13 protein-coding genes are annotated in these 15,134 nt (G+C 59.0%); all 13 read right to left on the minus strand.

Annotation, left to right across the window (positions count from 1 at the left end; translation table 11 throughout):
- Nucleotides 1-59: 59 nt before the first annotated feature.
- From ftsA to rsmH, 13 genes are read right to left on the minus strand one after another with little or no spacing between them, the layout of a single operon-like run.
- Nucleotides 60-1,313 (minus strand): cell division protein FtsA, encoded by a 1,254-nt coding sequence (gene ftsA, locus CHB79_RS08660; RefSeq protein ID WP_010489902.1) that lies wholly within the window; start codon nucleotides 1,311-1,313, stop codon nucleotides 60-62.
- Between the two features lie 20 nt (nucleotides 1,314-1,333).
- Nucleotides 1,334-2,191: a cell division protein FtsQ/DivIB gene (locus tag CHB79_RS08665; protein ID WP_010489900.1), complete on the minus strand. Its 858-nt coding sequence runs from the start codon at nucleotides 2,189-2,191 to the stop codon at nucleotides 1,334-1,336.
- Nucleotides 2,192-2,194: 3 nt separating this feature from the next.
- Nucleotides 2,195-3,154 carry a D-alanine--D-alanine ligase gene (locus CHB79_RS08670; RefSeq protein ID WP_089359590.1) on the minus strand — a complete coding sequence of 320 codons (960 nt, stop codon included), beginning with the start codon at nucleotides 3,152-3,154 and terminating at the stop codon, nucleotides 2,195-2,197.
- Nucleotides 3,151-4,596 (minus strand): UDP-N-acetylmuramate--L-alanine ligase, encoded by a 1,446-nt coding sequence (gene murC / locus CHB79_RS08675; protein WP_089359591.1) that lies wholly within the window; start codon nucleotides 4,594-4,596, stop codon nucleotides 3,151-3,153. Before murC ends, CHB79_RS08670 begins: the two co-directional genes overlap by 4 nt.
- Nucleotides 4,589-5,659, minus strand: coding sequence for an undecaprenyldiphospho-muramoylpentapeptide beta-N-acetylglucosaminyltransferase (gene murG / locus CHB79_RS08680; protein ID WP_089359592.1), 1,071 nt, complete (start codon nucleotides 5,657-5,659; stop codon nucleotides 4,589-4,591). The genes murC and murG overlap by 8 nt, the downstream gene beginning before the upstream one ends.
- A complete protein-coding gene (gene ftsW / locus CHB79_RS08685; RefSeq protein ID WP_176443161.1) occupies nucleotides 5,649-6,887 on the minus strand; it encodes a putative lipid II flippase FtsW in 1,239 nt (412 codons plus the stop codon). The genes murG and ftsW overlap by 11 nt, the downstream gene beginning before the upstream one ends.
- The gene (gene murD, locus CHB79_RS08690; protein WP_089359594.1) at nucleotides 6,887-8,233 is read right to left on the minus strand and encodes a UDP-N-acetylmuramoyl-L-alanine--D-glutamate ligase; all 1,347 of its coding nucleotides are present in this window, start codon (nucleotides 8,231-8,233) and stop codon (nucleotides 6,887-6,889) included. Before murD ends, ftsW begins: the two co-directional genes overlap by 1 nt.
- A 7-nt stretch (nucleotides 8,234-8,240) precedes the next feature.
- Nucleotides 8,241-9,323 (minus strand): phospho-N-acetylmuramoyl-pentapeptide-transferase, encoded by a 1,083-nt coding sequence (gene mraY, locus CHB79_RS08695; RefSeq protein WP_089359595.1) that lies wholly within the window; start codon nucleotides 9,321-9,323, stop codon nucleotides 8,241-8,243.
- Nucleotides 9,323-10,702 carry a UDP-N-acetylmuramoyl-tripeptide--D-alanyl-D-alanine ligase gene (locus tag CHB79_RS08700; RefSeq protein WP_089359596.1) on the minus strand — a complete coding sequence of 460 codons (1,380 nt, stop codon included), beginning with the start codon at nucleotides 10,700-10,702 and terminating at the stop codon, nucleotides 9,323-9,325. The genes mraY and CHB79_RS08700 overlap by 1 nt, the downstream gene beginning before the upstream one ends.
- Complete coding sequence (locus CHB79_RS08705; RefSeq protein ID WP_089359597.1) at nucleotides 10,695-12,173, minus strand: UDP-N-acetylmuramoyl-L-alanyl-D-glutamate--2,6-diaminopimelate ligase; 1,479 nt, start codon at nucleotides 12,171-12,173, stop codon at nucleotides 10,695-10,697. Before CHB79_RS08705 ends, CHB79_RS08700 begins: the two co-directional genes overlap by 8 nt.
- Entirely contained in the window at nucleotides 12,173-13,906 is a 1,734-nt protein-coding gene (locus CHB79_RS08710; protein WP_089359598.1) for a peptidoglycan D,D-transpeptidase FtsI family protein, read from the minus strand. Before CHB79_RS08710 ends, CHB79_RS08705 begins: the two co-directional genes overlap by 1 nt.
- Nucleotides 13,903-14,196 carry a cell division protein FtsL gene (ftsL, locus tag CHB79_RS08715; RefSeq protein ID WP_010489881.1) on the minus strand — a complete coding sequence of 98 codons (294 nt, stop codon included), beginning with the start codon at nucleotides 14,194-14,196 and terminating at the stop codon, nucleotides 13,903-13,905. Before ftsL ends, CHB79_RS08710 begins: the two co-directional genes overlap by 4 nt.
- A complete protein-coding gene (gene rsmH, locus CHB79_RS08720; RefSeq protein WP_089359599.1) occupies nucleotides 14,193-15,134 on the minus strand; it encodes a 16S rRNA (cytosine(1402)-N(4))-methyltransferase RsmH in 942 nt (313 codons plus the stop codon). Before rsmH ends, ftsL begins: the two co-directional genes overlap by 4 nt.

Below are 15,134 nucleotides of genomic sequence, written 5' to 3' on the forward strand. Positions count from 1 at the left end.
TCTCCTATATTTCTAGTTTTGTAACGCCTACTGCACACGCTTAAACAACCACTGATCAATCAGAAGTTGCCCTGTACCCAGCGCTTCAAGCGCTCGAGTACCGGTTCTTTTTTGTCTTCGCTGAAGCCATTGCTGCCAACTGAAGACATCGAAATTCCATCGGCCTGCTTTTGCAGTCCGTAGAGCAACAGGCCAACGCCTGTCGAATAAATCGGGTTGCGCACCACGTCACCAAGGCCTTTAACGCCCTGAGCGACGCCAAGGCGCACCGGCATGTGGAAAATTTCCTCTGCCAGCTCTACCGCCCCTTCCATCTTCGCGGTACCGCCAGTCAGCACCACGCCTGCCGGAATCAGGTCTTCATAACCGCTGCGGCGCAGCTCGGCCTGAATCAGGGTGAACAGTTCGTCATAACGCGGTTCAACCACCTCGGCCAGGGTTTGGCGAGACAGGTCACGCGGCGCACGATCGCCCACGCTCGGCACCTTGATGGTTTCACCAGGACCGGCCAGCTTGGCCAGGGCGCAGGCATAACGAATCTTGATTTCTTCGGCGTACTGGGTTGGGGTACGCAGTGCCATGGCGATATCGTTGGTGACTTGATCCCCCGCAATAGGGATCACGGCGGTATGACGGATAGCGCCTTCGGTGAAGATGCAGATGTCAGTGGTACCGCCGCCGATATCGACCAGGCACACGCCCAGCTCTTTCTCGTCGTCGGTCAGCACGGCATAGGCCGAAGCCAGTTGTTCGAGGATGATGTCGTCGACTTCAAGGCCGCAGCGACGCACGCACTTCTCGATGTTCTGCGCGGCATTGACGGCACAGGTGACCACATGGACCTTGGCTTCCAGGCGCACGCCAGACATGCCCAGCGGCTCACGAACGCCTTCCTGGTTATCGATCACGTAGTCCTGGGGCAAGGTGTGCAGCACACGTTGATCCGCAGGAATGGCAACCGCCTGGGCAGCGTCAAGCACACGCTCTAGGTCGGCACGACTGACTTCGCGATCGCGGATCGCAACAATCCCGTGGGAGTTGAGGCTACGGATGTGATTCCCCGCCACGCCGACGAAAGCCGAGTGAATCCGGCAACCCGCCATCAGCTGTGCTTCCTCGACGGCCCGCTGGATCGACAACACCGTTGACTCGATATTCACCACCACGCCCTTCTTCAGGCCACGCGACGGATGTGTACCGATGCCGACGATCTCCAATTGACCATCTGGCGTAACTTCGCCCACGAGCGCCACCACCTTGGATGTGCCAATGTCGAGGCCAACGATCATCTTGCCACTCTCAACGTTTGCCATGTGTCTTGCCTTCTCCTGATTCACTGCACAGCAGCGGTTTCAGCCGCCGTGGGCGCTACCGGCTGACGCCACGCAACGGCCAGGCCGTTGGAGTAACGCAGATCGATACGCGCGATATTCGCGATTTGCTCTTTCAATTCTTTGTCGTAAATGGCAATGAAACGGCGCATTTTTTCGACCAGGTGATCGCGCCCCAACAGCAGCTCGACCCCCTGTGATGTCACTAAAAACCAGCTTCCGCGCTCACGCAGTTCAAGTCGTGCGATCGAGAAACCCATTGGCCGCAACATCTGGCTAAGCACCTGGTATTGCTGCATCACCCGCTGTTGCGCACGCTTAGGACCATACAACTGCGGTAAATGTTCGTAATGAGCCAACTCTTCTGGCGCAAATGCCTGGCCCTGGTTATTCAGCAGCGAACCATCGCCCCAGCGGGCGATTGGCATCTGCTCTTCCAGGCTGACCACAATCTGGTCAGGCCACACACGACGCACTGCTGCACTGGCAATCCAGGGCATTTGCTCAAGCTCGTGGCGCATGCCGGTCAAGTCGACACTGAAGAACTTCGACTTGATAAATGGCGCGATCCGCTGCTGCACCGCTTGCTGGCTGACATAGCTCAAGTCACCTTCAACACTGACCTTGGCAATCGGCCGGTCGACGTAGGGCATCAGGCGCACTGACAGCTCATAAGCACCAAAACCCAATGCCAGCAACAGCAGCGGCCACGCCAGACGCTTGAGGAACTTAAGGTCGGGTTTGCGCAAGCGCGAACCAAGCGGCTCCTTATCCACCAAACGACTGGCGCCACGCGGCACAGGCTTACCGCGTACTGGGGTACGGGTCGCTCCTGGCTGATGGCGGGCAATGGCGTTCATGACTTAACCCCGAGCCTCGATACTGTCGGCCAAAATCGCCAACACCAACTGTTGAAAGTCCAGGCCTGCAGCCTTGGCAGCCATTGGCACCAGGCTGTGGTCGGTCATCCCCGGAACAGTGTTGACCTCCAGCAGCCAGAAAGCCCCATTGGCATCCTGCATCACATCGGCCCGCGCCCAGCCCTGCACACCGACTGCATCGCAGGCACGCTCGGTCAGCGCCTTGAGTTCTTGCTCCTTGGCCGCATCCAGGCCGCTGGGAATACGGTACTGGGTGTCATCAGCCAGGTACTTGGCGTCGTAGTCATAGAAGCTGTGCGGTGTGCCCAGGCCAATCGGCGGAAGCACTTGGCCACGCAAGGTCGCCACGGTGTACTCAGGGCCGTGAATCCACTGCTCGACCAACACCTGGCTGTCGTATTTGCTCGCGTCTTGCCAGGCGGCAATCAACTCTTCGGCACTGTTGACCTTGGCCATGCCGATGCTTGAACCCTCATGTGCCGGCTTGACGATCAGCGGAAAGCCCAGGTCGTCAGCCGCAGCCCGGCAGTCTTCGACACTGGCCAACACGGCATGGCGTGGTGTCGGCAAGCCAAGGCTCTGCCAAACCTGCTTGGTGCGCAATTTGTCCATGGCCAGGGCCGAGGCCAGGATGCCGCTACCGGTGTAAGGAATACCGGCGCACTCGAGCAAGCCCTGCATGCTGCCGTCTTCACCGCCACGGCCGTGCAGGACGATAAAAGCCCGATCAATTTTTTCGTTGAGCAAAGATTGCAGCAGGTCGTCACCGACATCGATACCGAAGGCATCGACACCGGCGGCTTGCAGCGCGCTAAGCACTGCATTGCCTGATTTCAGGGAAACCTCGCGCTCGGCGCTCTTGCCGCCGAACAACACGGCCACGCGCCCGAACGCACTGACGGGCAGCTCTGACTTCAAACCGGAAAACAGTTGATCACTCATTTCGACTTACCTGCCGGCGCTTTAAACAGCGGGCTTTGCAACAGTTGTGGGGCCAAACCACCGATATCGCCGGCGCCCTGGCACAGAAGAATGTCACCGGCACGCAACAGCGGCTTGATCAGCGGCGCCAGGTCGACGCCGCGTTCGATATAAATAGGGTCGAGCTGACCGCGCTGGCGAATGCTGTGGCACAGCTGGCGGCTATCGGCGCCCGGAATGGGTTCCTCACCCGCCGGATACACTTCCATCAACAACAGCACGTTGGTTTCACCCAGCACCTGCACGAAATCGTCGTACAGGTCGCGGGTACGACTGAAGCGATGCGGCTGGTAAACCATGACCAGACGGCGCTCAGGCCAGCCGCCACGAACCGCCTTGATGACCGCAGCCACCTCACGCGGGTGATGGCCATAGTCGTCGACCAACATCACTTCACCGCCTTCAACTGGCAGCTCGCCATAGACCTGGAAGCGACGACCCACACCCTGGAAACCCGACAAGCCCTGGACGATGGCTTCGTCGGAGATGCCTTCGTCCGTTGCAATGGCGATAGTCGCCAGGGCATTGAGAACGTTGTGGTTGCCGGGCATGTTGACCGAGACATCAAGTGGCTCGCTGTCGCGGCGCAACACAGTGAAGAAGGTTTGCATGCCTTGCTGACGAACATTGATCGCGCGCACGTCTGCACCTTCGTCAAAACCGTAGGTCATGGTCGGACGTGCCACTTGCGGCAGGATTTCACGCACCACCGGGTCATCGACGCACATCACCGCCAGGCCATAGAACGGCAGGTTGTGAAGGAATTCGATGAAGGTCTTCTTCAAGCGATTGAAGTCCCCCTCGTAGGTGCTCATGTGGTCCATGTCGATATTGGTAACCACCGCAACCATGGGCTGCAGGTGCAAGAAGCTGGCGTCGCTTTCATCCGCTTCGGCAATCAGGTAGCGGCTGGTGCCCAGCTGGGCATTGGTACCTGCTGCATTGAGGCGTCCGCCGATGACAAAGGTCGGATCAAGACCGCCTGCGGCAAATACCGAGGCCAGCAAGCTGGTGGTAGTGGTTTTGCCGTGGGTACCGGCAACCGCGACGCCATGCCGGTAGCGCATCAACTCGGCGAGCATCTCGGCGCGAGGCACCACTGGAATGCGTCGCTCAAGGGCAACTGCAACTTCCGGGTTCGAGGTATTGATTGCACTCGACACCACCAGCACATCGGCGCTCTCGGCGTTTTCAGCGCGGTGGCCGATAAATATCTGCGCACCGAAGCTTTTCAGGCGCTCGGTTACTGCTGAATCCTTGAGGTCCGAGCCAGAAACCTGATAGCCCAGGTTCAGCAGCACCTCGGCAATACCGCACATACCCGCGCCACCAATACCAACGAAGTGGATACGGCGAATGCGGCGCATCTCAGGCTGCGGGTAAGCTTTTTGATTCTCAACCATGGGCCACCTCCAGGCAGATATCGACGACAGTGCGAGTTGCATCAGGTTTCGCCAGTTGGCGTGCCTTGGCGGCCATAGCGGTCAGTTGTTCGGAATGCATCAAAACCTCGGTCAGCTGTGCAGCGAGCGAGGCTGCATCAGTGGAGCGTTGTGGCAGGAGGACGGCGGCGCCCTCGCTCACCAGATAATCGGCATTGCGGCTTTGGTGATCGTCAATGGCGTGGGGCAGCGGAACCAGGAAGGCAGCCAGCCCGGCAGCCGCCAGCTCACTGATGGTCAGCGCACCAGCACGGCAAATCACTAAATCAGCCCAGGCATAGGCTTGCGCCATGTCCTTGATGAATGGGGCGACCTGCGCTTCGACGCCCGCTTCGCGATAACGTTCGCCGGTAATTTCAGCGTGTTGCTTGCCCGCCTGATGGAACACTTCAGGACGCAGCTCGACAGCCACTTGGGCCAACGCCGCCGGCAATAATTTATTAAGGGGTTCGGCGCCCAGGCTGCCGCCCATCACCAACAACCGTGGTTTACGGCCCTGCAAGCTGTCACGCGGGGTTTCGAGAAACAGTTCCTCACGCACAGGGTTACCGGTTGTGCGGCGCTTAGCCGAGGCCGCAAAGGTATTGGGGAAGGCTTCGCACACGCGGCTGGCAAAAGGCACCAGGCTGCGATTGGCCGTACCCGCAACGGCATTCTGCTCGTGGATGATCAAGGGCGCACCAGACAGCCTGGCAGCCAAGCCGCCGGGCCCCGTGACATAACCGCCCATGCCCAGTACACATACAGGCTTCAGCTCGCGCATCACCTTGCGTGCCTGTAACAAGGCCTTGATCAGCTGGAAAGGTGCCTTGAGCAACGACAGCTTGCCCTTGCCGCGCAAACCCGACACATCAATGAGGTGCAGCGGCAGGCCGGCAGCAGGTACCAATTCGTTTTCGATACCGCGCGGCGTGCCCAGCCAGTGCACGCTGTAGCCACGCGCCTTGAACTCAGCCGCACAGGCCAATGCCGGGAAGACGTGCCCGCCGGTACCGCCGGCCATGATCAGCACATTACCGCGCATGAGTGGCCTCCTTGGCAGAACCGGGCTTGAGCGGCAGCTCCTCTGCAAAGTCCGACTCATCAAAGTCGGCGTCTTCACTGCCGAGTTGATTGCGACATTCCCACTCGATTCGCAGCAACAACGCCAGGCTGATGCAACAGATCACCAGCGAGCTGCCGCCATAGCTGAGGAATGGCAAGGTCAAGCCTTTGGTCGGCAATAGACCGATGTTTACTCCGATATTGATCAGGAATTGACCAATCCACAGGAATGCCAGGCCGTAGGCGGTGTAAGCGGCAAAGAACTGTTTCGCGCGCTCAGCCCACAAGCCAATGTATAGCGCACGCACGCAGACAAATACGAACAGGCCGACAGTGACCAGCGCACCAACCATGCCCAGCTCTTCGGCAAGCACTGAAAACACGAAGTCGGTGTGGGCTTCAGGCAGGTAGAACTGCTTCTGGATACTGTTGCCCAGGCCAACGCCGAACCATTCGCCACGGCCGAAGGCAATCAAGGCCTGGCTAAGCTGGTAGCCGGCACCGAACTGATCGGCCCATGGGTCGGCAAAGTTGGTCATACGCGCCCAGCGATAGGGGTCCTGTACCAGCACCACGACCGCACCAACGGCCAGCAATACCATAAGGCCAAAGCGGAACAGGCCAACGCCCCCCAGAAACAGCATGGCCGCGGCCGCGCCGAACATCACGACAGTGGCACCAAAATCAGGCTCGGCCAGCAGTAAAGCGGCCATAGGCAACAGCACGACAAAGGGCTTGAAGAAGCCGGCCCAGCTTTCGCGTACTTCTTCCTGCCGGCGAACCAGGTAGCCCGCCAGATAGATCACTGCAAAGACCTTGGCGATTTCAGAGGGCTGCACGTTGAAAGCACCAAAGCCGATCCAGCGCATCGAACCATTGACCTCGCGCCCTACACCCGGGATGAGCACCATGACCAGCAGCCCTATCGCGGCAATCAGCAAGACCCAGCCACAACGCTGCCAGGTGGCCAGCGGAATCATCACCACGACAGCTGCAGCGCCAAGCCCGATCAACAGGTACACCAAATGACGAATCATGTAGTACAGCGGATTGCCGGTATTGACCGCAGCCACTTCGGTTGAAGCCGATGAAATCATCACCAGGCCCAGCCCAAGCAATGCCAGGCAACCGGCAAGCATGGCGAAATCCATGTCAAAGCCGCGACGACTGAACAGTGGCGAAGGATAAGGACGCAGGAAGGACAACATCAGTTGAGTGCCTCCACTGCCTGGCTGAACAAACGTCCGCGCTCTTCAAAGTTCTTGAACATGTCGAGACTGGCACAGGCCGGCGACAGCAATACCGCATCGCCTGGCTCGGCCAACTCGGCACTTCGCTGTACGGCTTGTGCAAGGGTTTTAACCTGGATCAATGGCACAGCATCACCCAAGGCCTGCGCCAAACGCTCGGCATCGCGCCCCAGCAGCACGACGGCACGGCAGAAACGGGCAACAGGTTGGCGCAGGGCGGAGAAATCAGCCCCTTTGCCATCACCACCGGCGATCAACACCAGCTTGCCCTGGATATCAGCGCCCAAACCCTCAATTGCCGCTAACGCAGCGCCGACGTTGGTTGCCTTGGAGTCATCGTAGTAACCCACCTCATTGCGCTCACCCACCCATTGGCAGCGATGGGCCAGGCCAGGGAATTCCTTCAGAGTGTCCAGCATTACCTGCATCGGCAAGCCTGCAGCATGGCCCAGGGCCAGTGCCGCCAATGCATTTGACTGGTTGTGTGCGCCGCGAATCTTCAATTCGCGAACAGGCATCAGGCGATCGAACTTGAAGCCCAGGTATTTTTCACCTTGCTCTTCGATCAGGCCAAAGCGCTGGAAGTCCGGCTTACCCAAGCCAAAGCTCCAGCAAGGCACTTGATCGGCAATGAGCGGCCGCGACAAGGCATCATCACGATTGACCACGACCTGCTTGGCGCCACGGAAGATCCGGTGCTTGGCCAAGTGGTATGCCGGCAAACCGCTGTAGCGATCCATGTGGTCTTCGCTGATGTTCAGGCATGTCGCCACTTGCGCATTGAGCTGGTCGGTTGTTTCCAGCTGGAAGCTCGACAATTCCATGACGTACAGCTCAACGTCGTCGCTGAGCAGATCCAGCGCCGGCGTTCCCAGGTTGCCGCCGACCGCCACTTTCTTGCCCGCTGCCTGAGCCATCTCACCGACCAGGGTGGTTACCGTGCTTTTCGCGTTGGAACCGGTGATCGCGATGATTGGCGCCTTCGCATTACGCGCGAACAGCTCGATATCGCCGGAAAGTTTCACCCCGCGGCTCGCCGCCTCCTGCAATGCAGGGGTCGCCAGCGCGATGCCTGGGCTCACCAACAGTTCACTGGCGCGGCAAAGGAATTCAACGTCCAGATCGCCACAACGCACTTCAACCTGCGGGAACTGTTCACGCAAGGTGCCCAGCTCCGGCGGATTCGCACGCGTATCGACCACGGCAAAGCGCACACCCTGGCGCGCAAGGAAGCGCACCAGGGACATGCCGCTCTTGCCGAGGCCGACAATAATGCGGAAGTGGTCAGAAGCAATCAGACTCATCTCGTCCTCAGCGCAGTTTGAGAGTGGCAAGGCCGATCAACACCAGAATCACGGTGATGATCCAGAAACGAACGATGACCCGTGGTTCAGGCCAGCCCTTGAGTTCAAAATGGTGATGGATCGGCGCCATGCGGAACACCCGCTTGCCGGTCAACTTGAAGGATGCGACCTGGATAATCACCGACAGGGTTTCCATCACGAACACACCGCCCATGATGAACAGCACCACTTCCTGGCGCACGATCACCGCTATGGTGCCCAGCGCTGCACCCAGCGCCAGCGCGCCAACATCGCCCATGAACACCTGGGCCGGATAGGTGTTGAACCAGAGAAAGCCCAGGCCTGCACCGACCAATGCGGCACAGAATACGATCAGCTCGCCAGCGCCTGGTACATAGGGAATCAACAGGTAATCGGCAAACTTGATGTTGCCCGACAGGTAGCAAAAGATGCCAAGGGCACCGCCGACCATAACGGTTGGCAAAATGGCCAGGCCATCGAGACCATCGGTCAGGTTGACCGCGTTGCTTGAGCCGACGATAACCAGATAGGTCAGGATCACGAAACCAGCACCCAGCGGAATGCTCACATCCTTGAGCAACGGCAGGATCAGCGTGGTTTCAACTGGCGTTTGCGCAGTGACAAACAGAAACAGCGCCGCACCGAGGCCAAACACGGACTGCCAGAAATACTTCCAGCGGCTCGGCAAGCCACGGGAGTTCTTCTCGATCACCTTGCGATAGTCATCGACCCAACCAATGGCGCCGAACAGCAGGGTCACGGCCAACACCACCCACACATAGCGATTGCTCAGATCCGCCCAAAGCAAGGTGCTGACGGCAATCGCAGAGAGAATCAGCGCGCCACCCATGGTTGGCGTGCCTTTCTTCGACAGGTGCGACTGCGGGCCATCATTGCGCACCGACTGGCCAATCTGGCGGATTTGCAGGGTGCGGATCATCCACGGCCCCAGGCACAGCGACAACGCCAGCGCCGTGAGCACACCAAGAATCCCGCGCAGTGTCAGGTATTGGAACACCGCGAAACCAGTGTGGAACTGTTGCAGGTACTCAGCCAGCAGCAGCAGCATTAGTGTTTCTCCCCGGATATGCCACAAAGCGCCGCCACGATGTTTTCCATCGCGGCGCTGCGTGAGCCTTTAATTAGAATTGTGGTGTCGTTGCTTTCGGCCTTTAAGGCTTCGATCAAGCTGGCTTGATCGGCAAAGTGCCGGCCATTGCTGGCAAACTCTTCTACGGCATACGCCATGAGCGGGCCGACGGCGAACAGCGCATCAACCTTGCCCTTGGCATATTTGCCTACATCGCGATGGCTCTGCTCGGCCCAAGTGCCAAGCTCGCCCATGTCGCCCAGGACCAGCACCTTGCGCCCTGAAAACCCCTTGAGGATGTCAATCGCCGCGCAAATTGAAGCCGGGTTGGCGTTGTAGCTGTCATCGATGACGCGCATGCCATTGGCGGTCAACTGTGCGACCGCACGGCCCTTGACCGGAAGCAGCGCTTCAAGACCGGTCTTGATATCGACCAGCGGTACTGACAATGCGCTTGCCGCAGCAGCTGCAGCCAAGGCGTTGCCGACATTATGCTCACCCAGCACATTGAGCTGGATACGTGCTTGTCCTTGCTCGCTGTGCAGGTGGAAGTTCGGGCAACCACGGCTGTCGCGGCCGATCTCGCTGGCGAAGAAGTCAGCCGCGCTGTTGCCCATCGAGAAACTCAGCAACTGCTTGCCTTTGACCTTTTCAGCCCATGTATCGAAGGCTTTGTCATCTCGATTGAGCACCGCCACGCCGTCATCACCGAGACCTTGCAGAATTTCGCCCTTGGCCTCGACAATTTTTTCAGGCCCGCCAAACTCGCCCACATGCGCGGTGCCAGCATTGGTAATAATCGCAACCTGCGGCTGGGCCAGGGAGACTGTATAGGCAATCTCGCCGACCCCGGACGCACCCAGCTCGATCACTGCGGCCTTGTGCTCGGGTCCCAGTTCAAGCAGGGTTAGCGGCGCGCCCAACTCATTGTTCAGGTTACCGCGCGTGGCCAATACCGCAGAGCCATGCTCGACAAAGGCTTCACGCAGGATGCTGGCGAGCATTTCCTTGACAGTGGTTTTACCGCTGGAGCCGGTCACCGCCACCAATGGACCGCCAAACGCCTGGCGATTAAGTGCGCCTAACTGGCCCAGGGCGCGGCGCGTATTGGCAACGAGCAACTGTGGCAGCGGCGCATTTGCCACTTCACGCTCAACCAGCGCGGCAACGGCGCCCTTTTCACTCACTTGGGCCAAATAGTCATGGCCATCGAAATTCGGCCCGCTCAGGGCGATAAACAGCTGCCCGGGCTTGATCGAGCGGCTATCGGTACTCACGGCAGAAAATGCGCAGTCTTCGCCAATCAGGCGTGCATTCAAGGCATCGGCAATTTCACTTAGTCGCAGAGCCTTAAGCATGAGCCACCTCCCATGCGGACAAAGCCTTGGCCGCTTCCTGCAAGTCGGAGAATGGTTGACGCACACCGTTGATTTCCTGGTAATCCTCGTGGCCCTTACCGGCGAGCACTATCACGTCGTCAGCACTGGCAGCGCCTATCGCCTGGGCGATGGCAACGCCGCGCCCGGCAATAAACTGTGCGTTATCGGCATTCACCAAACCGTCACGAATATCGGCGAAGATTTGCTCAGGTTTCTCGCTACGCGGATTGTCATCGGTGACTATGACTTGATCCGCCAAGCGCTCGACAACGGCAGCCATTAGTGGACGCTTGCCGCGATCACGATCACCGCCGCAGCCAAACACGCAGAGCAGCTTGCCCTTGACGTGCGGACGCAATGCTTCAAGGACTTTTTCCAGGGCATCCGGCGTGTGGGCATAATCGACTACAACCAGTGGCTGCTTGACGCCAGCAACTTCGACCCCGCCGAGACGCTGCATGCGACCAATAGGCCCCTGCAGGCCTGGCAACACCTTGAGAATCTCATCCAAGGCATAATCCAGCCCAAGCAAGGCACCTACCACGGCTAGCAGGTTGCTCAGGTTGAAGCGACCGAGCAACGCGCTGCGCAGGTTGCCTTCGCCACGGGGCGTAACCAGTGTCGCGCGCACGCCATGATCGTCAAACTGCACGTCACGGCAATGCAGGTAGGCCTCGGCGTTATCCAGGCTATAGCTGATCAGGCGCGACTCATGACCCTGCACGGCCAACTGCCTGCCGAATGCATCATCAAGGTTAATCACCCGGCAACGCAGGTTTGGCCAAGCAAAGAGCTTGGCCTTGGCCGCGGCATAGTTTTCCATGGTGCCGTGGTAATCGAGATGATCACGGGACAGGTTGGTAAAGACCGCAACGTTGAAATCAAGTGCAGCAACCCGGCCTTGGTCCAGACCATGCGACGAGACCTCCATCGCCAGCGCGCGGGCGCCGGATTTTTTCAGGTCAGCCAGCACCGCCTGTACGCCAATGGGATCAGGTGTGGTGTGCAGCCCCTGGGCCAGGCCGTTATAAAAACCATTGCCCAGGGTGCCGACAATCCCACAAGGCTCGCCGAGCTTGTCCAACGCCTGGGCCAGCAACTGGCTGACACTGGTTTTGCCGTTGGTGCCAGTGATGCCGACCATATGCAGGCCGCGGCTTGGTTCGCCATAAAAGCGCCCGGCGATCGCCGACAGTTGACCGGCCAAGTCCTTGATTGCAACCAGTTCGGCCTTGTCGACACTCATGTCGAAGGCGCCGCCCGCTTCATATGCAACGGCAGCAGCACCACGCTCAAGCGCATCGGCGATGTGCTCGCGACCGTCCTGGCTCAGGCCCGGCACTGCCAAAAACAGATCGCCCGGACGCACCTTGCGGCTGTCGAGTGTCAGCTCGCGAATCAAAACACTGCTGCTCGCTTTAGGTAACAGCTGATTAAGAGGCATTGGCATCAGCCGCGCCCTCCTTTATTCGATGTTGCATCAACTGTTTTCACATCTTCTTCAGATGGCAAATTGTCAGGTGTCACGTTCATCAAGCGCAGGCCACCAGCCATGACACGGCTGTACACCGGCGCCGAAACCAGACCGCCGTAGTAGCCGTCCTTGGTTGGCTCATCAATCACCACGGCCAAGGCAATGCGCGGGTTATGCGAAGGAGCAAATCCGGCGAACAGCGAGCGGTAGGAGTGCGGCGTATAGCCCTTGGTACCTGCGGTGGTCTTACGCGCCGTGCCGCTTTTGCCAGCTACGTGATAGCCGGGCACCTTGGCGCGATAAACACCGCCCGGCGCTTCAATCACTTGCTGCAACATGCCCTGCACGGTCTTGGCGATGTCTTCAGGAATAACCTGGACGCTATCGGGTGTTTTGTCGACGCGGATCAGCGACAAGGGCACCGAGCGGCCGTTGTTGGCCAGCACCGAATAGGCATGGGCAAGCTGTACAGCGGTAACAGACAGGCCATAGCCATAAGCCAGGGTGGCTGTCTCGGCTTGTCCCCACTTGCGATGGTTCGGCAGGTTACCGACTCGCTCGCCTGGGAAGCTCAGGCCCGTATCCTGGCCAAAACCCACTTGCTGCATAACGCTGTAGATGGCTTCAGCACCGATGTCGAAGGCGACCTTGCTGACCCCGACGTTGCTCGACTTGATCAGGATGCCGGTCAGGTCGAGCACACCGCTGTTACGTGATACATCGCGAATGGTGTACTTGCCGATACGCAACCAGCCTGGCGCTACGTTTACCGTGTCGGTTGGCTTCCAGCGCCCTGTTTCCAAGGCAGCGCTGATCGAGAACGGCTTAACTGTCGAGCCCGGTTCGAATACATCGGTCATTGCCCGGTTGCGCATGGCTGCCGGATGAATGGTGCGACGGTTATTGGGGTTATAGGTAGGCTGGTTGACCATGGCCAGGATTTCCCCGGTCTTGACATCAACCATCACCAGGCTGCCTGCCTTGGCACCGAACTCAACCAGTGCATTGCGCAGTTCGCGGTGTGCCAGGTATTGCAGGCGCAGATCAATGGACAACGCCAATGCCTTGCCGGCCTTGGCGTTCTGGGTGACCTGCACATCCTTGATCAAGCGGCCGCGCCTATCCTTCAGCACCTGACGCTTGCCTGGCACACCCGCCAGCCATTCATCGAACGCCAGCTCCATGCCTTCACGCCCGCGATCGTCGACGTCGGTGAAACCAACTACGTGGGCAGCCACTTCGCCGGCAGGATAGAAACGACGGAATTCTTCGATCGAATAAACCCCAGGCACCTTGAGGTCGAGGATTTTTTGACCTTGCTCCGGGGTCAGGCCACGCACCAAGTACATAAACTCGCGATTGGCGTTAGCTTGCAGGCGCCTGGCGAAATCATCCGGCTTTTGCCCCAGGGCTTCAGCCAGGGTCGGCCACATAGCCTTGGCGGCTTGCAACTCCTTGCCATTGGCCCAAAGGGTGGTCACCGGCGTGCTCACCGCCAGCGGCTCGCCATTGCGATCAGTCATCAGGCCACGATGGGCAGGAATTGGGATATGGCGAACGCTGCGCGCATCACCGTGCGCCTGCAGGAAGTCGTGGTCAAAAATCTGCAGGTCAATGATTCGCCAAACGATTGCACCGACCATCACGGCCAAAAGCAGCAGCACAAGACGGAAACGCCATGGATAAAGCGCGCCTTCGAGCTTGATCATGGCTTCACCATGCGCACTTCTGCGGCGTCCGGGATGCGCATATTCAGCTGTTCGCTGGCCAGGGTCTCGATACGGTTGTGTGCAGTCCAGGTACTTTGCTCAAGGATCAAACGCCCCCACTCGGCCTGGGCCTTGTCGCGCACACTCAGCTCAGCGTAAAGCTCATTGAGCAGTTGGCGATTCCAATGCGCGCAATAGGAGACAGCCAGCGATGAACCCAGCACTGCAATAAACAGCACCAGCATCAGCACGCTGCCGCGCGGAAAGGATTTCGCCATGCGCAGGTTCATCGCAACTTCTCCGCGATGCGCATGACCGCGCTGCGTGAGCGCGGATTGGCCTTGAGTTCGGCTTCAGATGCAAAAACCGGCTTACCGATCAGCTTCAGGCGTGGCTCGAAGGCTTTTGGAATAATCGGCAGATCACGCGGCAGCTTGTCCTGCTCGCCCTTGGCGTGCTTACGCATGAACTGCTTAACAATCCGGTCTTCCAGCGAATGGAAGCTGATGACCACCAAGCGCCCACCAACTTCCAGGGTCTCCATGGCAGCGTCAAGCCCGGCTTCCAGATCACCCAGTTCGTTATTGATATAAATACGCAAGCCCTGGAATGCACGGGTAGCTGGGTTTTTACCTTTCTCCCACGCAGGGTTGGCAACGGTCAGTACTTGCGCCAAATCGGCCGTGCGCTCGAAAGGTTGCTCCGCGCGGCGCGCGACCACGGCACGCGCCATCCGCTTGGCGAACCGCTCTTCGCCATACTCCTTGAAAACGCGGGCAATCTCTTCTTCGCTGGCACTGGCAATCCACTGCGCCGCACTGACGCCACGCGATGGATCCATGCGCATATCCAGCGGGCCATCATTGAGGAAGCTGAAGCCACGAGTGGCATCGTCCAACTGGGGCGAGGAAACACCGAGGTCAAGGAGAATGCCGCTGACCTTACCCGAAAGGTCGCGGACAGCCGCCTCGGCAGAAAGTTCCGCAAAACTTCTCTGTACAACGACAAAGCGGCCGTCTTCGGCCGCTAGCGCTTTCCCTGTGGCTATTGCCAGGGGATCTTTGTCGAACCCTAGCAATTGGCCGTCAGGGCCGAGCGAGTCAAGGATAAGCCGGCTATGCCCACCCCTGCCGAAGGTGCCATCTATATAGCGACCACCCGCGCGCACAGCCAGCCCTTCGACAGCCTCGTCGAGTAGCACGGTTATATGGCGAAAATCGCTATTCAT

The organism is Pseudomonas segetis (assembly GCF_900188155.1).
In the GTDB taxonomy this organism is placed as follows: domain Bacteria; phylum Pseudomonadota; class Gammaproteobacteria; order Pseudomonadales; family Pseudomonadaceae; genus Aquipseudomonas; species Aquipseudomonas segetis.